Origin of the sequence: Streptomyces sp. NPDC048331 (assembly GCF_043201215.1) — a bacterium.
Lineage (GTDB): Bacteria > Actinomycetota > Actinomycetes > Streptomycetales > Streptomycetaceae > Streptomyces.
The window spans coordinates 1-19,106 of sequence record NZ_JBICYT010000061.1; the positions used below are offsets into that span (position 1 = coordinate 1).

Annotated in this window: 15 protein-coding genes and 1 pseudogene; 7 read left to right on the forward strand and 9 right to left on the reverse strand. The window is 70.2% G+C overall.

What is annotated here, in order from left to right:
* The 5 genes and pseudogenes from ACGFYY_RS39720 to ACGFYY_RS39740 form a co-directional block, all read left to right on the forward strand.
* Positions 1–372, forward strand: a pseudogene (locus ACGFYY_RS39720) (urease subunit alpha); the annotation flags it as partial.
* A 30-nt stretch (positions 373–402) separates the two neighbouring features.
* On the forward strand, positions 403–1,437 hold the full coding sequence (locus tag ACGFYY_RS39725; RefSeq protein WP_393717152.1) for an agmatine/peptidylarginine deiminase: 1,035 nt from the start codon (positions 403–405) through the stop codon (positions 1,435–1,437).
* A 40-nt stretch (positions 1,438–1,477) separates the two neighbouring features.
* A complete protein-coding gene (locus tag ACGFYY_RS39730) occupies positions 1,478–2,098 on the forward strand; it encodes a TetR/AcrR family transcriptional regulator (protein WP_365280664.1) in 621 nt (206 codons plus the stop codon).
* Between the two features lie 341 nt (positions 2,099–2,439).
* The gene (gene cimA / locus ACGFYY_RS39735) at positions 2,440–4,068 is read left to right on the forward strand and encodes a citramalate synthase (protein WP_393717154.1); all 1,629 of its coding nucleotides are present in this window, start codon (positions 2,440–2,442) and stop codon (positions 4,066–4,068) included.
* A gap of 128 nt (positions 4,069–4,196) precedes the next feature.
* Entirely contained in the window at positions 4,197–5,555 is a 1,359-nt protein-coding gene (locus tag ACGFYY_RS39740; protein ID WP_393717156.1) for a hypothetical protein, read from the forward strand.
* Positions 5,556–5,588: 33 nt separating this feature from the next.
* Here ACGFYY_RS39740 and ACGFYY_RS39745 read toward each other — a convergent pair whose 3' ends face one another.
* Complete coding sequence (locus ACGFYY_RS39745) at positions 5,589–6,209, reverse strand: YceI family protein (protein ID WP_393717158.1); 621 nt, start codon at positions 6,207–6,209, stop codon at positions 5,589–5,591.
* A 271-nt stretch (positions 6,210–6,480) separates the two neighbouring features.
* On the opposite strand from ACGFYY_RS39745, the gene ACGFYY_RS39750 reads away from it, so the two are divergent.
* Together ACGFYY_RS39750 and ACGFYY_RS39755 are read left to right on the forward strand one after the other, a co-directional pair.
* Positions 6,481–8,064: an acyl-CoA carboxylase subunit beta gene (locus tag ACGFYY_RS39750; protein ID WP_393717160.1), complete on the forward strand. Its 1,584-nt coding sequence runs from the start codon at positions 6,481–6,483 to the stop codon at positions 8,062–8,064.
* A 23-nt stretch (positions 8,065–8,087) separates the two neighbouring features.
* The gene (locus ACGFYY_RS39755) at positions 8,088–8,288 is read left to right on the forward strand and encodes an acyl-CoA carboxylase subunit epsilon (RefSeq protein ID WP_365280649.1); all 201 of its coding nucleotides are present in this window, start codon (positions 8,088–8,090) and stop codon (positions 8,286–8,288) included.
* A 199-nt stretch (positions 8,289–8,487) separates the two neighbouring features.
* On the opposite strand, the gene ACGFYY_RS39760 is transcribed toward ACGFYY_RS39755, so the two are convergent.
* From ACGFYY_RS39760 to ACGFYY_RS39795, 8 genes are all read right to left on the reverse strand, one after another.
* The gene (locus ACGFYY_RS39760) at positions 8,488–9,072 is read right to left on the reverse strand and encodes an ATP/GTP-binding protein (protein WP_109781528.1); all 585 of its coding nucleotides are present in this window, start codon (positions 9,070–9,072) and stop codon (positions 8,488–8,490) included.
* Positions 9,053–9,595, reverse strand: coding sequence for a DUF742 domain-containing protein (locus ACGFYY_RS39765; RefSeq protein ID WP_030774762.1), 543 nt, complete (start codon positions 9,593–9,595; stop codon positions 9,053–9,055). Before ACGFYY_RS39765 ends, ACGFYY_RS39760 begins: the two co-directional genes overlap by 20 nt.
* A gap of 93 nt (positions 9,596–9,688) precedes the next feature.
* A complete protein-coding gene (locus tag ACGFYY_RS39770; RefSeq protein WP_030037347.1) occupies positions 9,689–10,102 on the reverse strand; it encodes a roadblock/LC7 domain-containing protein in 414 nt (137 codons plus the stop codon).
* 10 nt (positions 10,103–10,112) lie between these two features.
* On the reverse strand, positions 10,113–13,295 hold the full coding sequence (locus tag ACGFYY_RS39775) for a nitrate- and nitrite sensing domain-containing protein (protein ID WP_393717163.1): 3,183 nt from the start codon (positions 13,293–13,295) through the stop codon (positions 10,113–10,115).
* Between the two features lie 293 nt (positions 13,296–13,588).
* The gene (locus ACGFYY_RS39780; RefSeq protein WP_046776286.1) at positions 13,589–14,170 is read right to left on the reverse strand and encodes an ATP/GTP-binding protein; all 582 of its coding nucleotides are present in this window, start codon (positions 14,168–14,170) and stop codon (positions 13,589–13,591) included.
* Positions 14,151–14,543, reverse strand: coding sequence for a DUF742 domain-containing protein (locus ACGFYY_RS39785; RefSeq protein ID WP_030014827.1), 393 nt, complete (start codon positions 14,541–14,543; stop codon positions 14,151–14,153). The genes ACGFYY_RS39780 and ACGFYY_RS39785 overlap by 20 nt, the downstream gene beginning before the upstream one ends.
* A gap of 152 nt (positions 14,544–14,695) precedes the next feature.
* Positions 14,696–15,109 carry a roadblock/LC7 domain-containing protein gene (locus ACGFYY_RS39790; RefSeq protein WP_030708442.1) on the reverse strand — a complete coding sequence of 138 codons (414 nt, stop codon included), beginning with the start codon at positions 15,107–15,109 and terminating at the stop codon, positions 14,696–14,698.
* A gap of 9 nt (positions 15,110–15,118) precedes the next feature.
* Positions 15,119–18,751 carry a nitrate- and nitrite sensing domain-containing protein gene (locus ACGFYY_RS39795; RefSeq protein WP_393717166.1) on the reverse strand — a complete coding sequence of 1,211 codons (3,633 nt, stop codon included), beginning with the start codon at positions 18,749–18,751 and terminating at the stop codon, positions 15,119–15,121.
* Positions 18,752–19,106: the final 355 nt, after the last annotated feature.

Sequence of the window (19,106 nt, forward strand, 5' to 3'; positions counted from 1 at the left end):
AAGCCCCAGCTCGTGCTCAAGTCCGGCTTCCCGGCCTACGGAGTCACCGGCGACCCCAACGCCGCCACCGACACCTGCGAACCGCTCGTCCTCGGCCCGCAGTTCGGCTCGTACGGGGCCACGGCCGCCGACATCTCCGTCGCTTTCGTCTCCGCCGCGGCCGCGGCCCTCGGCAGCGACGAGATGCCGACCCGCCGGCGCCGCGTGGCCGTCCGCGGCACCCGGGGGATCGGCCCCAAGGACCTGCTGTTCAACTCCCGGGTGGGCGCGGTCGATGTGGACGCGCGCAGCGGACTGGTCTCCCTCGACGGGGAACCGCTGCGCTCCGAAGCCGCCGAATCGGTCTCCCTCAACCGCCTGTACTTCCTGTAAGTCAGCACAGCCCGTAAGGACCTGCCTGCCATGACCAAGCCTGTGAACAACGGCTTCCGGATGCCCGCCGAGTGGACGCCCCACGAGCGCACCTGGATGGCCTGGCCCAGCCCCAACCCCACCTTCACCAACGCGCAGGAACTCGCCGAGGCCCGCGAGGCCTGGGGCGCCGTCGCCCGCGCCGTCCGCGCGTACGAGCCGGTGACCCTCGTGGTCTCGCCCGGCGACGCGGAGAACGCCCGCGCCGTCGTCGGCGACGACGTACAGCTGGTCGAGCAGGAGCTCGACGACGCCTGGATGCGCGACATCGGCCCGACCTTCGTCACCAACGACGCCGGCGAGCTCGCCGCCGTCGACTGGACCTTCAACGGCTGGGGCGCCCAGGAGTGGGCCCGCTGGGACCACGACTCGAAGATCGCCCGCCACGTCTCGGACGTGATCGGCACCCGCACCTACAGCACCGAGCTCGTCAACGAGGGCGGCGCCATCCACGTCGACGGCGAGGGCACCGTCCTCCTCACCGACACCGTCCAGCTCGGCGAGGGGCGCAACCCCGGCTGGACCCGCCAACAGGTGGAGGCGGAGATCCACGCCCACCTCGGCACCACCAAGGCGATCTGGCTGCCGTACGGCCTGGCCGGCGACTACGGCACCTACGGCACCCAGGGCCACGTCGACATCGTCGCCGCCTTCGCCCGCCCCGGCGTCGTCATGGTCCACACCCAGCCCGACCCGGCCCACCCGGACCACGAGCGCTGCAAGACCATCGCGGCCATCCTGCGCGCGTCCACCGACGCCCAAGGGCGGCAACTGGAGGTCGTGGAGATCCCGGCGCCGACCGTGCTGCAGGAGGACGGCGAGTGGGTGGACTACTCGTACATCAATCACTACCTGTGCAACGGCGGTGTCGTGCTGTGTGCCTTCGACGACCCGCGTGACGAGGAGGCCGCCGAGATCTTCCGCGGACTGTTCCCCGAGCGGACCGTGACCCTCGTCGACGCACGTACGATTTTCGCCGGGGGTGGCGGTATCCACTGCATCACCCAGCAGCAGCCGAAGGTCTGATCCGCAGACGGCCGGCAGCCGACCGACAAGGAGTGGGTCCATGGTGGCGGGCGGAGTACCGGTACGCGCGGCGCGGAAGAACGCGCCCCCGCGCGAGGACGTACTCGTCGCCGCCATGGCCACGATCGCCGAGCGCGGCCTGGAAGGCCTGACCATGGCCGGACTGGGCCGCGAGGTCGGCATGAGCAGCGGCCACCTCCTCTACTACTTCCGCAGCAAGGACGAGCTCCTGCTGCAGACCCTGGAGTGGAGCGAGGCGGAGCTGGGCGGCGAGCGGCGGGCCCTGCTCGCCCGCCGCGGTCCGGTGACCGAGCGCCTCCAGGCGTACGTGGACCTGTACGTGCCCACCCGTGCCCGTGACCCGCACTGGACGCTGTGGCTGGAGGTCTGGAACCGCTCCCAGAACGCCGGCCCCCAGGAGCGCGACCGACAGGCGGCCATCGAGGGCGCCTGGCACCGCGACCTGGTGGCCCTGCTCGCCGAGGGCATCTCGCGCGGGGAGTTCCGCCCGGTGGACGCCGAGCGCGTGGCGACCCGGGTCCGGGCCCTGCTCGACGGATTCAGCATCCAGCTGGCGGTGGGCCTGCCGACGCTCGACCGCACGGCGATCCTCGCCCACGTGCGGGAATTCCTGACGGAGACCCTCGCGCCCCGGGCGTAGCCCCCACAACGGCGTGGCCCCCGCCCTCGCTGCCCGCATGTTGAGATGCCTGTCCATCGGTGGCGAGCGGTGTGGCAGACTGCCGGCGTGCCTGCTCAGCTCATGATTATCGCCAGCAGCGCGCCGGTCCCCAGTGGCCGCTGAACCGCGGAAGAACTTCGCGGAAGCGGCCACCGTGCCTCGGACCCGCGCGCAGACCTCTCGCTACCCGCGAGAGGTTTTTTCGTTTCCCGGACCATCCGTGCCGGGACCCGACCGCGCGCGATGATGGGGGCAGTGACGGCGGCCTGCCCCCTTCGGCGGGCATCCGGAACCACTCATCCGACAGGAGTCAGATCAGCATGACGACGACACCAGAGGCGACGACCGCGCTGTCACAAGGCCTGGACGACAGCTTCCACGTCTTCGACACCACCCTGCGCGACGGCGCCCAGCGCGAGGGCATCAACCTCACGGTCGCCGACAAGCTGACGATCGCCCGGCACCTGGACGACTTCGGAGTGGGCTTCATCGAGGGCGGCTGGCCCGGCGCCAACCCCCGTGACACCGAGTTCTTCTCCCGCGCCCGTGCGGAGATCTCCTTCAAGAACGCCCAGTTGGTCGCCTTCGGCGCCACCCGGCGCGCGGGCGGCTCGGCCGCCCAGGACCCGCAGGTGCGGGCCCTGCTGGAATCCGGCGCCCCGGTCATCACGCTCGTCGCCAAGTCCCACGACCGCCACGTCGAACTCGCCCTGCGCACCACCCTCGACGAGAACCTGGAGATGGTCCGCGACACCGTCTCCCACCTGGTCGCCCAGGGCCGCCGCGTCTTCGTCGACTGCGAGCACTTCTTCGACGGCTACCGGGCCAACCCGGAGTACGCCAAGTCCGTCGTCCGTGCCGCCCACGAGGCCGGCGCCGACGTGGTCATCCTCTGCGACACCAACGGCGGCATGCTGCCCGCCCAGGTGACCGCGACCGTAGCCACCGTCCTCGCCGACACCGGCGCCCGGCTGGGCATCCACGCCCAGGACGACACCGGCTGCGCCGTCGCCAACACCCTGGCCGCCGTGGACGCGGGCGCCACCCACGTCCAGTGCACGGCGAACGGGTACGGCGAACGTGTCGGCAACGCCAACCTCTTCCCCGTCGTCGCCGCCCTGGAGATCAAGTACGGGCGCAAGGTGCTCCCCGACGGGGCGCTCGCCGAGATGACCCGGATCTCGCACGCCATCGCCGAGGTCGTGAACCTCACCCCCTCCACGCACCAGCCCTACGTCGGCGTCTCGGCCTTCGCGCACAAGGCGGGCCTGCACGCCTCGGCCATCAAGGTCGATCCCGACCTCTACCAGCACATCGACCCCGAGCGGGTCGGCAACACCATGCGCATGCTGGTCTCCGACATGGCCGGCCGCGCCTCCATCGAGCTCAAGGGCAAGGAACTCGGCGTCGAGCTGGGCGGGGACCGCGCACTGATCTCCCGGGTCGTGGAGCGGGTCAAGGAGCGCGAGCTCAAGGGCTACACCTACGAGGCCGCCGACGCCTCCTTCGAGCTGCTGCTGCGCGCCGAGGCCGAGGGCCGGGCCCGCAAGTACTTCCGCATCGAGTCCTGGCGGGCCATCGTCGAGGACCGTCCGGACGGCACCCACGCCAACGAGGCCACGGTCAAGCTGCGGGCCAAGGGCGAGCGGATCGTCGCCACGGCGGAGGGCAACGGCCCGGTCAACGCGCTGGACCGGGCGCTGCGGGTGGCGCTGGAGCGGTTCTACCCGCAGCTCGCCAAGTTCGAGCTCGTCGACTACAAGGTCCGCATCCTGGAGGGCACGCACGGTACGGAGTCCACGACCCGTGTGCTGATCGCCACGACCGACGGTGAGCGCGAGTGGTCCACGGTCGGCGTGGCCCAGAACGTGATCGCGGCGTCCTGGCAGGCCCTGGAGGACGCCTTCACCTACGGCCTGCTGCACGCCGGCGTCGAACCGGCCGAGTAACCCGCGCCCGGTCCGTGTCCTCCGGACCTCCGGAACCCACCTCGCGTCACCCTCGCCGGGCCGCGGCCCGGCGAGGCCCTTATGTCCGGCTCACACGGGAAAGTGCCGGTTCCGGTAGCGTCTTCGATATGAAGACCAGGCTGATGTCCATACGCTTCGGATCGCTGCTGGCCGGTCTGCTGCTGGGACTGTCGGCGACCGCCCTGGTGGCCGCGCCGCAGGCCTCCGCGGCCGATGGGGTCTCCGCCGTGGGGGAGGCGCTCGAACGGGGCCCGGTCTTCGTCGCCCCCGGGGCCGAGGCGCAGCTGTCCACGGCGCAGGCGGACGCGCTCGCGAAGAAGATCAAGGATGCCGGGAAGCCGGTGTTCGTGGCCGTGCTGCCGGCCACCGCCGAGTTCCCGCCGGACACGGTGCTGCGCGCCGTCCGTACCGAGACCGGGATCACCGGGCTCTACGCGATCCGGCTCGGCGACGGTTTCGATGCCGGCGCTGACCGGGCGGTCATGCCGACCAACGCCGTACGCAACCTCACCGAGGCCGTGAAGACCGGCGCACCGGTCAACGCGAACACCCAGCTCAACAACTTCGTGGACCAGGCCCTGACCCAGGTCAAGGGCAACGCCCCGGCCTCCTGGGGCACCACCGGAGCCGAGCAGGGTGTCCCGGTCGGCGGACTGATCGCCCTGGGCGCGGTGGCGGTGGTGGGCGGCGGCGGTGCGTACGCACTGGTCCGACGCAACCGGAAGAAGAAGGAAGAGGCCCGGCGCGAGGCCATCGCGCGATTGAGCGTGGTCGTCGACGAGGACATCACGGCCTTCGGCGAGGAGCTCGAACGGCTCGACTTCCACCCGGGCGAGCCCGGCGCCGACGACGCCATGCGGGCGGACTACGAGCAGGGGCTCGACTCGTACGAGAAAGCCAAGCGGATCATGGCCTCGGTGCAGCGCCCCGACGAGGTCAAGGGCGTCACCCAGGCGCTGGAGGACGGCCGCTTCGCGCTGGCCACCCTCGACGCGCGCCGGCAGGGCAGGCCGCTCCCCGAGCGCCGTGCGCCCTGCTTCTTCGATCCGCGCCACGGGCCGAGCACCGAGGACGCCACCTGGGCTCCGGCCGGCGGGGCGGCCCGTACCGTGCCGGTCTGCACGGCGGACGCCGTACGACTGCGCGACGGGCTGGACCCGGCGGTCCGCACGGTCGCGACCGAACGTGGACCCCGGCCGTACTACGACGCGGGCCCGGCGTACGGTCCCTGGGCCGGCGGGTACTTCGGCGGCGGCATCCTGCCCGGACTGCTGGTGGGCACGATGCTCGGTTCGATGATGTCCAGCCCCGCCTACGCCTCGGACTTCGGGGGCGGCACGGGCGGCGGCTTCGAGGGCGGGGACGTCTCCGGCGCCGACTTCGACCCGTCCGACTTCGGTGGCGGGGACTTCGGCGGCGGTGGGTTCGACGGGGGCGGTGGGTTCGACGGCGGGGGCGGCTTCTGACCGCCCCCGGTTCCGGGCGTCGGGCGTGCGGCGTCAGGCCTGCTTGATGGCCGAGATGTCGAAGGTCAGCTTCACCTTGTCGCTGACCACGACACCGCCGGTCTCCAGGGCCGCGTTCCACGTCAGGCCCCAGTCGGAGCGCAGGATCTCGGTGGAGCCCTCGAAGCCGACGCGCTGGTTGCCGTAGGGGTCGGTGGCCGAGCCGTTGAACTCCAGGTCGATGGAGAGCGGGCGCGTGACGTCCTTGATGGTCAGCTCGCCGGTGATCCGGTAGGCCTCGCCGCCGAGCTGACGCGCCTCGGTGGAGCGGAAGGTCATCAGCGGGAAGGCCTCCGCGTCGAAGAAGTCGCCGCTGCGCAGGTGACCGTCGCGGTCGGCGATGCCGGTGTCCACGGAGGCGATCTTGACGTCGATGGACGCGGTGGAGCGGGCCGGGTCGGCGCCGTCCAGGTGCAGGGTTCCCTCGTGCTCGGTGAAGGCGCCGCGCACGTTGGTGACCATGGCGTGGCGCACGGTGAAGCCGATGCTGCTGTGGGTGGGGTCGATGACGTAGTCACCGGTGAGGGCGGCGAGCGCCGGGTCCACCGCCAGGGTGGCGACGGCGGCGCCGTCCTGGACGTTCGGGTTCTGGTTGCGGCGGGTGAAGAGGCCCATGACGTGCTCCTTGGTGGGGTGTGTTGCGCGGTCCGATTATGTTGAATGTTCAACGACTTCAACGAGGACGACGCTAGACCCATTCCGTTCAAATTTCAACATCTAGGAGCCGTGTCGGGCCTTTTTGTGAAGGTCCCACAACCGGTGCGTGCTCCGTCTGGCGGAGTCCGTACATCCACCGGGCGTACTGTGCGGGCCGGACAGCGGAAGACTCCCGAGACTGTGCGGAATGAACGGAGGTTTTTCATCGCGATCTTCGTAAGGTCGGTACATGACCGTTGTGGACCAGACCCCGAGCGAGCCGACGGACGCCCGCGGGCGCGTGGCCGAGCTGCACTCCCTGCGTGAGCAGGCGAGGCGCGGCCCCAGCGACCGAGCGACCGAGACGCAGCACGCCAAGGGCAAGCTCACCGCCCGTGAGCGCATCGCGCTGCTGCTCGACGAGGGTTCCTTCCGAGAGGTCGAGCAGCTCCGCCGGCACCGGGCGACCGGGTTCGGCCTGGAGAACAAGAAGCCCTACACCGACGGTGTGATCACCGGTTGGGGCACGGTCGAGGGCCGCACGGTCTTCGTCTACGCCCACGACTTCCGGATCTTCGGTGGCGCCCTGGGCGAGGCCCACGCCACGAAGATCCACAAGATCATGGACATGGCCATCGCGGCCGGTGCCCCTCTGGTCTCCCTGAACGACGGCGCAGGCGCCCGTATCCAGGAGGGCGTCTCGGCGCTGGCCGGCTACGGCGGCATCTTCCAGCGCAACACCAAGGCCTCGGGTGTCATCCCGCAGATCTCGGTCATGCTGGGCCCCTGCGCCGGTGGCGCCGCGTACTCCCCGGCCCTCACGGACTTCGTGTTCATGGTCCGGGAGACCTCGCAGATGTTCATCACCGGCCCGGACGTGGTCCGCGCGGTGACCGGCGAGGAGATCACCCAGAACGGCCTCGGCGGCGCCGACGTGCACGCCGAGACCTCGGGCGTCGCGCACTTCGCGTACGACGACGAGGAGACCTGCATCTCCGAGGTCCGCTACCTCATCTCGATGCTGCCCTCCAACAACCGTGAGAACCCGCCCGTCCACGAGACGAGCGACCCGGCCGACCGCCGCGGCGAGGTCCTCCTGGACCTGGTGCCCGCCGACGGCAACCGCCCGTACGACATGCTCAAGGTCATCGAGGAGCTCGTCGACGAGGGCGACGTCCTGGAGATCCACGAGCGCTGGGCCCGCAACATCATCTGCGCCCTGGCCCGGATGAACGGCCAGGTCGTCGGCATCGTCGCCAACCAGCCCGGCCACCTCGCCGGTGTCCTGGACATCGAGGCCTCCGAGAAGGCCGCACGCTTCGTCCAGATGTGCGACGCCTTCAACATCCCGATCATCACCCTGCTGGACGTCCCCGGCTTCCTTCCGGGCGTCGACCAGGAGCACGGCGGCATCATCCGCCACGGCGCCAAGCTGCTGTACGCGTACTGCAACGCCACCGTCCCGCGGATCTCGCTGATCCTGCGCAAGGCCTACGGCGGCGCGTACATCGTCATGGACTCCCAGTCCATCGGTGCCGACATCACCTACGCCTGGCCGACCAACGAGATCGCCGTGATGGGCGCCGAGGGCGCGGCCAACGTCATCTTCCGCAAGCAGATCGCGGACGCCGAGGACCCCGAGGCCATGCGCGTGCGCATGGTCAAGGAGTACAAGGCCGAACTGATGCACCCGTACTACGCGGCCGAACGCGGCCTCGTCGACGACGTCATCGACCCCGCCGAGACCCGCGAGGTGCTCATCAGCGCCCTCGCCATGCTCCGCAACAAGCACGCCGATCTGCCGTCCCGCAAGCACGGCAACCCGCCGCAGTAACCGCGAAGGAGACCTGCCACCCCATGACCACCGCCACTGACACCCTGCTGCGCGTCGAGAAGGGCAACGCCGCCCCCGAGGAGCTGGCCGCGATCACCGCGATCCTGCTCGCCCGCGCGGCCGCCACGCCCGAGGCGACCCCGGTACGCGTGCCCGGCCAGGCCGGCTGGCGCCGCCTCGAGCGCACGCCCGGCTTCCGCGCCCCGCACAGCTGGCAGGGCTGAGTTCCCCGGCTCCGAAGGCCCCGCACCCGTCCAGGGTGCGGGGCCTTCCGCGTACCCGCCGCCCCGCAGGGCGGCGCGGGGCCCGTACGAAGCCTCGTAGGCGCCGGGGAGACGGCCGGACCGCCCGGCCGCGGACCCCGCCCATGGCGAAGGCCCCCGCGTCGCGTGACACAGGGGCCTGTCGGGTGCGGCGGGAGTACTACCGCAGGCGCGCCATGAGCGCGTGCTCGACGAGCGTGATGAGCGCGCTCTTGGCGTCCGCGCGGTGGCGGGCGTCGGTGGTGATGATCGGGGCGTCCGGGCCGATCTGCAGGGCCTCGCGGACTTCCTCCGGCGTGTAGGGCTGGTGCCCCTCGAAGCCGTTGAGGGCGATGACGAACGGCAGGCCGCTGTTCTCGAAGTAGTCGACGGCCGGGAAGCAGTCGGCGAGGCGGCGGGTGTCCACGAGGACGATCGCGCCGATGGCGCCGCGGACCAGGTCGTCCCACATGAACCAGAAGCGGTCCTGGCCCGGGGTACCGAAGAGGTACAGGATCAGGTCCTGGTCGAGCGTGATGCGGCCGAAGTCCATGGCGACGGTGGTGGTCGTCTTGTCACCGGTGTGGGTGAGGTCGTCGATCCCGGCCGAGGCGCTGGTCATCACGGCTTCGGTGCGCAGCGGGTTGATCTCGGAGACCGCGCCCACGAACGTGGTCTTGCCCACGCCGAAGCCGCCCGCCACCACGATCTTCGCGGAGGTGGTGGAGCGGGGAGCCGCTCCGCCGTTAGAGCTTGCGAAGTCCACTGAGCACCCTTTCGAGCAGTGTCACGTCTGGCTGGCCACCGGCAGACTCGTCGCCGCCGGGCTGGTGAATGGCGACAAGGCCCGCCTCCGCCAGGTCGGCTACGAGGATGCGGGCGACACCAAGAGGAATGGAGAGAAGTGCCGAGATCTCCGCTACGGATTTGATCTCCTGGCACAGGCGGCAGATGCGCTGGTGCTCGGGCAACTGCCCTTGCAGACGCGCGGGGTCCGCCGTGGTACTGACCAGCGCCTCGATGGCGAGCTGGTAGCGCGGCCGAGTACGGCCGCCGGTCATCGCGTACGGACGCACCAGCGGGTTGTGAGCCTTCGGAGCGGGCTGTCGCGCGGCGCGCGGCGGCGGCTGCTGTTGAGGCATCTGAGGCTGTCCGTACTGCTGCTGTTGGTAGGGATGCTGCTCCGGCACAGGGCGGCTGGGCGCGGAGGGAAAGTTGAAGCGGTTCTGGTCGTGCCCACCCTGCGGCTGCTGCGCGCCGCCATAAGGATGTCCTCCGGGTGTTGTCACGTGTCCTCCTCCGACTCCAAGTACGCAGTACTCCCTGTGGAACCGCGCCACCGCACCCTATGGTGCGATGGCGCGAAACGCACTGCCTGTCTGCTAGTTGAGCAGACTTCCTTGCAGCTCGGCGCGCAGATCCGGAGTGAGGACACTGCCCGCGCGATCCACCAGAAGGGCCATCTCGTAGCCGACGAGGCCGATGTCGCACTCGGGGTGCGCGAGCACCGCGAGGGACGATCCGTCCGAGACGGACATGAGGAAAAGGAATCCTCGGTCCATCTCGACCACGGTTTGGTTGACGGCGCCACCCTCGAAGATGCGGGAGGCACCGGCGGTCAGCGAGGTCAGTCCGGAGGCCACGGCCGCCAGCTGATCGGCGCGGTCCCGCGGAAATCCGTCGGACATCGCCAGAAGAAGGCCGTCGGCGGAGACCACCACCGTGTGGGACACCCCAGGGGTGTTGTCCACGAAGTTGGTGATCAACCAGTTCAGGTTCTGTGCCGCCTGGCTCATCGGGCTCACACTAACGCTCCTGGTCATAGCTGTTACTTGACTGCTCAGAACCCGCGCTGCGTCCTTGCTGGACACCGCGCCGCAGGTTGCTCAACCTGCCGCGGACGTCCTCCGGAGCGCGGGAGACCTGGGGGCCGCCCTGCGGGGTCGTCTCCGCTGCGCCCTCGACCAGGTTGGCCTTGGGCACGCGCCGAGGGAGACCGGACGGGGTGACCCCGCCCGCCTTCGGCTCACGGAGCTTTCCGGCCTGCTGCCAGCGTTCGTCGTTGCGCGAACGCCAGGCGGCGGAACCTTCAGTTTCCTCCGGGGACCGCTCCGGTTCGGCGGGCTGCTGCTGACGCGGCGACCGCTGCTCGAAGAGGGATCCGGTGGACTCCGTTTCCTGCTTCCCGGGCGGCCACTGCTGCTGGCTGCCGCGTCGCGGCAGGCCCGCTCCGGTCATCTTGTGACCGGTGTCGGCAGCGGCACCCGGACGGTCGAAGCCTACGCGCTCCGGAGCCGCTTCGGGGACGGCCCGGGATTCCGATTCGGTCCCGTAATCCTGCTGGTAGGCAGCCGGATACGTGTTCTGCTCAGGCCATTCGGCCTGTCCCGACCCGGCTTCGAAGCCGTTGTCGTAGCCCTGCGTGGCAGGCTGCTGGTCCGAATATCCGTCTTCCGTATAGCCGTAGTCCTGCTGCGGGTACGCCTCGTAGCCCTGCTGTGCCTGCTGAGCCTCGTACGAGGTGTCGTAGGCCTGCTCGGACTGCTGCTCGTAGCCCTGGTACTCCTGGTACCCGTGCTCCGGCTGAGGTTCCGGATACTCCTGGCCGTAGCCCTGCTGCTGTTCCTGCGGGTAACCCACCTGGGCCGCCAGCGCGGCCCGGCGCTCCTGCTGCCCCAGGGACCGGCCCACGGGGTCGGCCGGGAGGCCGTCGGCGCCCTGCTGGTCGTACCGCGAGTCGTCGAAGCCGAGCTCGGCGGCGGTGCGCAGCGGGGGAGCCAGCTGGGCCTGCTGCTCCGGAATGATCTGCGAGACCGTGAAGTCGTCGTCCGGAATGCCCTCGCCACCGCCACCGTGGGTGATGGCGTCGGGGAGCATGACCAGCGAGGTGGTACCGGCGGCCTCGCCCGAGGGGCGCAGCTGGACGCGGATGCTGTGGCGGTCCGCCAGCCGGCCGACCACGAACAGACCCATGCGCTGCGAGATCGCGGCGTCCACGGTCGGCGGGTTGGCCAGCTTGTGGTTGATGTCCGCGAAGTCCTCGGCGGTGAGGCCGATGCCCTTGTCGTGGATCTCGACCATCACGCGGCCGTCGGGCAGACGCGTGGCGTTGACGCGGACCTTGGTCTGCGGGGAGGAGAACGTGGTGGCGTTCTCCAGGAGCTCGGCGAGCAGGTGCACGAGGTCGGTCACGGCCTGGCCGTGGATCTCGGCGTCCGACACACCGGAGAGCTCGATGCGCTCGTACTGCTCCACCTCGGAGGAGGCGGCGCGCAGCACGTCGACGAGCGGGACCGGCTGGTCCCAGCGGCGGCCCGGCTCCTCGCCCGCGAGGATGAGGAGGTTCTCGCCGTTGCGGCGCATACGGGTGGCCAGGTGGTCCAGGCGGAAGAGGTTCTCCAGCTGGTCCGGGTCGGCCTCGTTGTTCTCCAGGTCGGTGATGAGGGTCAGCTGGCCCTCGATCAGCGACTGGTTTCGCATGGAGAGGTTGGTGAAGATCGCGTTGACGTTCCCTCGCAGGAGCGCCTGCTCGGCCGCGAGCCGCACCGCTTCCCGGTGGACCTGGTCGAAGGCGCGTGCGACCTCGCCGATCTCGTCCTGGGAGTCGATGGGGATCGGCTGGACACGGGTGTCCACCTTGCCGGGATCGGTGCGCGAGAGCTGGTCGACGAGCATCGGCAGGCGCTGCTCGGCGATGTCGAAGGCGGCGGTGCGCAGGCGGGCCATCGCGCGGCCCATCTGGCGGGCCATCATGCCGGCCAGGATGAAGGCGGCGAGCAGGGCCACGACCACGATGGCGCCGTTGACGATCGCGTCGGTGCGGGCGTCGTCGGAGACCGCGACAGCGTCCTTGACGGCCTTGTCGAGGAGTTCCTTCTCGACCTCGTCGTAACCGTCGAACTTCGCGGTGGCGGCGGCCTGCCAGAAGGCGGGGGTCGAACCGGTCTCGGCGAGCTTCTTCTTGCTCTCGCTGTTGGCGATCGCGTCGGTCATGCCGAGCAGCGCCGAGTCCTGGATCGTCGGCGGGGGTATGAAGCGGCCGCCGGCCTGCTCGGCCTGGTGCTTCGCCTCGGCGATCTTGGCCGCGCCCTCCTCGGACTTCTTCGCCATGACCGCCTTGAGGCGGTTCACGTCGTCCTCGGTACCCGCCGCGACGTACTCGCCGATGGCGATCTCTTCGAGGTAGGCGTAGGAGGAGAAGGCCACGAGCTGGGCCTTGCGGGTGTTCTCGTCGGCGCTCGGGCGCACCAGGAGGTGAGTACCCACGGCGCGCTGCAGCGAGTTCGCCGCCTTGGCCAGCTGGATCGCGTAGACCATGCGGCCGTACGAGGTCACGTTGCCGGTGCCGAGACCGAGCTCGTTCGCGAACTGCATGAGGTAGTGCTGGACCAGCACATAGCCCTCTTCGGTCGGGATGGGCCCGGCCGTCCTGGGCAGATCCTTCTTGGGGCTCTCGATGGCCGCCTGGTACGCCCTGTCGCGTACGGCGTCCAGCTTGGGCTCCTCCGCGCGGAAGAGGTCCAGGCGTCGCTCCAGGCCGAGGTTCTTCGGCATGTCCTGGACGGCCTTGTCGAACTTCTCCTTGGCCGCGGTGGTGTCCGCGTAGGCCTTGAGGACCCTCGGGTCCTTCGTCTGGCCGTTCAGGAGGGGCTCGGCGGTCAGGTCACGCTCGTTGAGCAGTGCCTGGCTGTAGCCCGAGGCCGCCTGGACGACCGTGGCTATCTTCTCGGCGTCCTGGGCCTCGTTCCACGTGTCGATGGAACCCTTCACCTGGAAGCCACCCATGACCAGACCCACGAGGGCCGGCACGAGCAGGATGGCGTTCAGACGGGTCGGCACACGCCAGTTGCGGGGCGAGAACCTGCTGCTGCTCCCGCTGCTCGCGGGCGGGTCCACGGGCACGTCGACCGGCGACGCGGCCGCTCGCGGCGGCGGGGTGAAGTTGCCGCGCGCGGGTTCATCCGCGGGGCTTGCGATGCTTCGCCTCACTCGACCAACAACCTCTCGGCGGTGCTACTAGCTAGTTCGTTGAATTCCAGCACGGTTAACGGCCGTGTTCCAAACAGTTGAAACCGGCCATACCCAGAAGCTTATGCCCTACATAAATCGGACATAGAGAGCGTCCTGCGGCAAAAATAGGGGCAGTTGTGCGCGCAGTGATACCAGGCGACCGCACCCCGTTGCCAACTGGCCGTAATTCTCTGTCGAAACGTTATGAACGAGAGGGGCGGGCCGTGTCGTAGGACACAGCCCGCCCCTCCCGCGCAACAACTGAAACCGTGTTATTTGAGCCGCGCCATGAGCGCGTGCTCGACGAGCGTGATGAGCGCGCTCTTGGCGTCCGCGCGGTGGCGGGCGTCGGTGGTGATGATCGGGGCGCCGGGGCCGATCTGCAGGGCCTCGCGGACTTCCTCCGGCGTGTAGGGCTGGTGCCCCTCGAAGCCGTTGAGCGCCACGACGAACGGCAGGCCGCTGTTCTCGAAGTAGTCGACGGCCGGGAAGCAGTCGGCGAGCCGGCGGGTGTCCACGAGGACGATCGCGCCGATGGCGCCGCGGACCAGGTCGTCCCACATGAACCAGAAGCGGTCCTGGCCCGGGGTACCGAAGAGGTACAGGATCAGGTCCTGGTCGAGCGTGATGCGGCCGAAGTCCATGGCGACGGTGGTGGTCGTCTTGTCACCGGTGTGGGTGAGGTCGTCGATCCCGGCCGAGGCGCTGGTCATCACGGCTTCGGTGCGCAGCGGGTTGATCTCCGACACGGCTCCGACGAACGTGGTCTTGCCCACGCCGAAGCCGCCCGCCACCACGATCTTCGCGGAGGTGGTGGAGCGGGGAGCCGCTCCGCTAGATGTTCCGAAGGCCACTGAGCACCCTTTCGAGCAGCGTTACATCCGGCGTGCCGCCGGCCTCTCCATTGCCCGGCTGGTGGATGGCCACCATTCCGGCCTCCGCCAGGTCGGCGACGAGGATCCGGGCGACACCGAGCGGCATCGACAGCAGTGCGGAGACCTCGGCGACCGACTTGACCTCGCGGCACAGCGTGCAGATGCGCTGGTGCTCGGGGAGCAGGCCGGACAGGTGCATCGGATCGGCGGTGGTGCTGACCAGCGCCTCTATGGCGAGCTGGTAGCGGGGCCGGGTCCGGCCGCCGGTCATCGCGTACGGACGCACCAGCGGCTGATCGCCTTCCGAGTACGAGTCTCCGTACGAATCGGAGTAGGCGGGGGGCGGGGTCATTGATCCTCCGGGCTGGACAGCAGTGGTCAGCGTGCCGTCTTACGGGGCGGCCGGTGGGGGGAACGGGATGACGGCCTGGCGGGGGTACTGGATTTCGGGGCGGGGCCCCGGTCTCCCGGCCGGTAGTACCGTCCGGCCGGGAGAGTGGGAAGTCAGCCGAGCAGACTTCCCTGCAGTTCGGCGCGCAGGTCCGGGGTGAGGACACTGCCCGCGCGATCCACCAGAAGGGCCATCTCGTAGCCGACGAGGCCGATGTCGCACTCGGGGTGCGCCAGCACGGCCAGCGAGGATCCGTCCGAGACGGACATGAGGAAGAGGAATCCTCGGTCCATCTCGACCACGGTCTGGTTGACGGCGCCGCCCTCGAAGATGCGGGAGGCACCGGCGGTCAGCGAGGTCAGTCCGGAGGCCACGGCCGCCAGCTGATCGGCGCGGTCGCGGGGGAATCCTTCGGACATCGCCAGAAGGAGTCCGTCGGCGGAGACCACCACCGTGTGGGACACCCCGGGGGTGTTGTCCACGAAGTTGGTGATCAACCAGTTCAGGTTCTGTGCCGCCTGGCTCATCGAACTCAACTAACGCTCCTGCTGGTAAGTGGGGTCGATGTGGTAACTGCCGGTCGCCGGTCCGTTGTTGCCGGCCTGACGGCCCTGCTGGATACCGCGTCGGAGGTTGGTCAGACGGCCGCGGACGTCGTCCGGCGCCCGCGAGACCTGCGGCCCCGACTGCGCCTCGGCCTGCTGCTGCGCGGTGCCGGCCACGAGGTTCGCCCGCGGGACCCGGCGGGGCAGGCCCGAGGTCGTGATGCCGCCCGCGGCGGGCTGACGCACGCGCTCGGCCTGGCGCATCAGTTCGTCGTTCGGCGAGGACCGCCAGCTGACGGTCGGCGTGGCGCCGGTCGCCGTGGCGGCGGACTCCGCCGCCGGCTCCTGCCCGCGCTGCGGCAGCGGCTGCTGCTGCGGCGCCGGGGCCGCCGGAGCGGACTGCTGACCCTGCTGGGGGATGGTCGTGGCCGGACCCTGCGCGGGGGGCTGCTGCCCCTCCTCGCGGAACCAGTTCGACTCCAGGGTGTCGAAGATCGGGCTGCGGGCGTCGCCGGAGCTCGGGGCCGGGGGCAGTGCCTCCGGGCGGTGGGCCTGCGGCAGCCGCGGGGTCTCGGGGCGCGCGGACGGCGCGGGTGCGTACCCGTTGCCGGCCTGCGGAGCCTGGGCCTGGGGCTGCTGCGGGGTGGGGCCGCCGACACCGGGACCGCCGGGACGCTGGGGCTGGTAGCCCGGGCGCTCGAACTGTCCGGTGGTGGACGGGTTCATGGGGCCCCGCACGTCCGGACGCTCGAACTGTCCGGTCGTGCTGTTGACGCCGTCCGCCTGGGGCATCGGGGCGTTGAAGTCCGGGCGGGCGAACTCGGCCGTCGAGCCGGGGCCCGAGAGCTCGTCGTGCCCGCGGGCCTGGTCGCTGCCCCAGCTGGTGGTCTGCGGGCCGGGGAGCTCCGCACGGGGAGCGCCACCGCGCGGCGGGAGCTGCGGCCGCGGGCCGTTCGGAGCCGGTGCCGCGGGAGCGGCCGGCTGCTGGGGCTGCTGCTGCGCCTGCTGGGGCTGCTGCTGGGGACGCTCGAAGCCGTTGCCCTGCGGGTAACCGGTCGGACCGGAGGCCGTACGGGCCTGCGGGCCACCACCGAATCCGGCACTGGGGACCGGACCACGGGTCGGCAGCGGAGCACCGGAACCGAAGGCACCCTGGCCCTGGCCCGCGGTGGTCGGACCCTGCTGCGGACGGCCACCGGGACCACCCTGCTGCGGGCGACCGCCCTGCGGGCCCTGCGGACGCTGACCGGCGGCGCCGTCGCGACCGGGCAGAGCGGCGCGCTGGCCGCCGCCGGCGACCTGACCGCGCTGCGGACCCGAGCCCACGGACGGACGCGCGGGCGCACCACCCACGACACCCTGCCCACCGGGACCACCCGGAGCGCCACCGGGACCGGACTGACCGCCCTGGCCCGCCATCGGAGCCGGCTTCTTGCCGCCCTGGGCGACGTCCACCGGCAGCATGACGAGGGCGGTCGTACCGCCCGAGTCGGAGGGGCGCAGCTGGATGCGGATGCCGTGTCGCAGGGACAGGCGGCCGACCACGAACAGACCCATGCGGCGGGAGACGGAGACGTCCACGGTCGGCGGCGACGCGAGTCGCTCGTTGATCGCGGCGAGGTCCTCGGGGGAGAGGCCGATACCCGTGTCGTGGATCTCGACCAGGACACGGCCGTCGGGCAGCGCGTGACCGGTGACCTTGACCTTGGTCTGCGGGGAGGAGAACGAGGTGGCGTTCTCCAGCAGCTCGGCGAGGACGTGCACGAGGTCGTTGACCACGCGGCCGGCGACATCGGTGCCGGGCACCGAGGACAGCTCGACACGCTCGTACTGCTCCACCTCGGAGGCGGCGGCACGGAGCACGTCGACCAGCGGGACGGGGCGGGTCCACCGGCGGCCCGGCTCCTCGCCCGCGAGGACGAGGAGGTTTTCGCCGTTACGACGCATGCGGGTCGCGAGGTGGTCGAGCTTGAAGAGCGAGGACAGCTGGTCCGGGTCGGCCTCGCGCGACTCCAGTTCGGAGATGAGCGAGAGCTGACGCTGGATGAGGCCCTGCGAGCGGCGCGAGAGGTTGGTGAACATCGCGTTGACGTTGCCTCGCAGGAGAGCCTGCTCGGCGGCGAGGCGGACGGCCTCGCGGTGCACGTCGTCGAATGCCGCGGCCACCTGGCCGATCTCGTCGCGGGTGTGCACACCGACCGACTCCACGGACGTGTCCACGTCCTGCGGATCGGACTCGGAGAGCTGCTTGACGAGCTCGGGCAGTCGGTCCTGGGCGACGCGCGTCGCGGTGTCCTGCAGGCGACGCAGCGAGCGGATCATCGAGCGGGCCATGACGAAGGCGCCGACGAGGGAGACACCGAGGACGAGGAGGATCAGGGCACCGTTGATGATGGCGTCCTGCTGGGCCTCGTTCTTCAGCTCACGGGCCTTCTGTTCCATCTCCTCGAGCAGCGTCAGCTCGATGACCTTCATGGCCTGGAGCTTGGTGCCGTCGGCGTCGTACCAGTCGAGCCACGAGCGGTTCTTCTCCCGGAGGAAGGCGTCCGGGCTGGCCAGGACACGGCGGGAGTAGCCGTCGGCGGTGGAGATCTCGGAGTTGCTGTCACCCAGACCGGCGAGGAGCTCCTCGGTCCGACCTTGGTAGACGAGACCGAAGGTCGTCTTCGCCTGCTGCTCGCCCTTCTGCGCGGAGAGGGCGTACAGCCGGTCGTTCTCCTTCAGCTCACCCTGACGCTCGTTGGTGTCGGGGAGCGAGGCGGCGATGATCGCGCGCTGGATGGAGGCGTACTCCTTGGCGGCGGAGAACGCGGCCAGGGCACGGGTACGCTTGATCATCTCCGGGTTGGAGGTGGCCTGTGCCATGTCCTGGGAGAGCGAGAGCAGCGAGACGATGACCGCGTTGTACTCACTGACGGTCTGCTGGGCGCCGTTGATGTAGGCGCGGGAGCGGATCGTCTCGATGTTGGTGAGCTGGCGACCGATCTGCAGCACGTTGTTACGGATCGACCGGAGCGTGTCGTCCTTCTCGCCCGTGCTGTCGACCTTGTCGGTCGCGGCGGCGAAGGCCTTGGCGGCGGTGTCCGTCTGCTGACGGACGACGTCGACGCTGCTGGTGGTCTTGCCCTTGGACAGGGACAGCGGACCCGCGGAGAGGTCGCGCTCCTCCTGGAGCATGGCGGCCAGGTTGGTGGCCTGTCGCGTCATCGTCGTCAGCAGCTGCATGTGCTCCAGCTGCGCGATGTCGTTGAGCGAGTCGTTGATACGGAAACCACCGAGCGTGGTGGCGGCGACGACCGGCAGGGTCAGCAGCGACACCAGTCGCGTGCTGATGCGCCAGTTCTGCATGGCGAGACGAGAACCGGGCCCGCTGGGGGCCTTCGGTATCGCCGCGTCCTGCTCAGCCGGTCCGGCAGGCGCGGCGGGTGCGGCTTTCGCCTTGACCCTGGCCTTCACGGACTTCCCACGGCCCTTCGCCTTCACCGCGGCGGAGGTGTCGGGGCCTGCGCCTTCGACAGCCGGCCCGCGGTTCTGGGCGTGCTGGGGCGAGGAGCCACGGTCGGTCCCGCCGCGCGGCTCCTGCTCCGCCGCAGCGCTGCCATCCCTCTTGAATCGTCCCTGCACTAGCGTCGCAACCTCTGGACCAGGCGTCCCGCCGGGCGACCGGTGGGACGGTGTCGAGTCGTGGGGCACTTGCCGCCCCATGGTGGTCGTCGGTGACCGGCGCGTCTTCCTCTCCTTGCCACCGCGCTCGGCGCGGTGTCGCGCCACCTGCGCGCCGGCTGATACCCGCGGCGGTCCCGCGAATTCCAGCACAGTGGAGGATCTCCAACAAGGTGCGCGTGGCGACCCGGAGAGTTGATTACCACTTGTGACAAGAGCGCTACAGGGTGTGCGACTGCATTCGGTAGAAATCGGACTTACGCCATCCAAACAACGCGACTGTCAAGGTGTCCCAGTCGAGATGATCAGGAGCGGA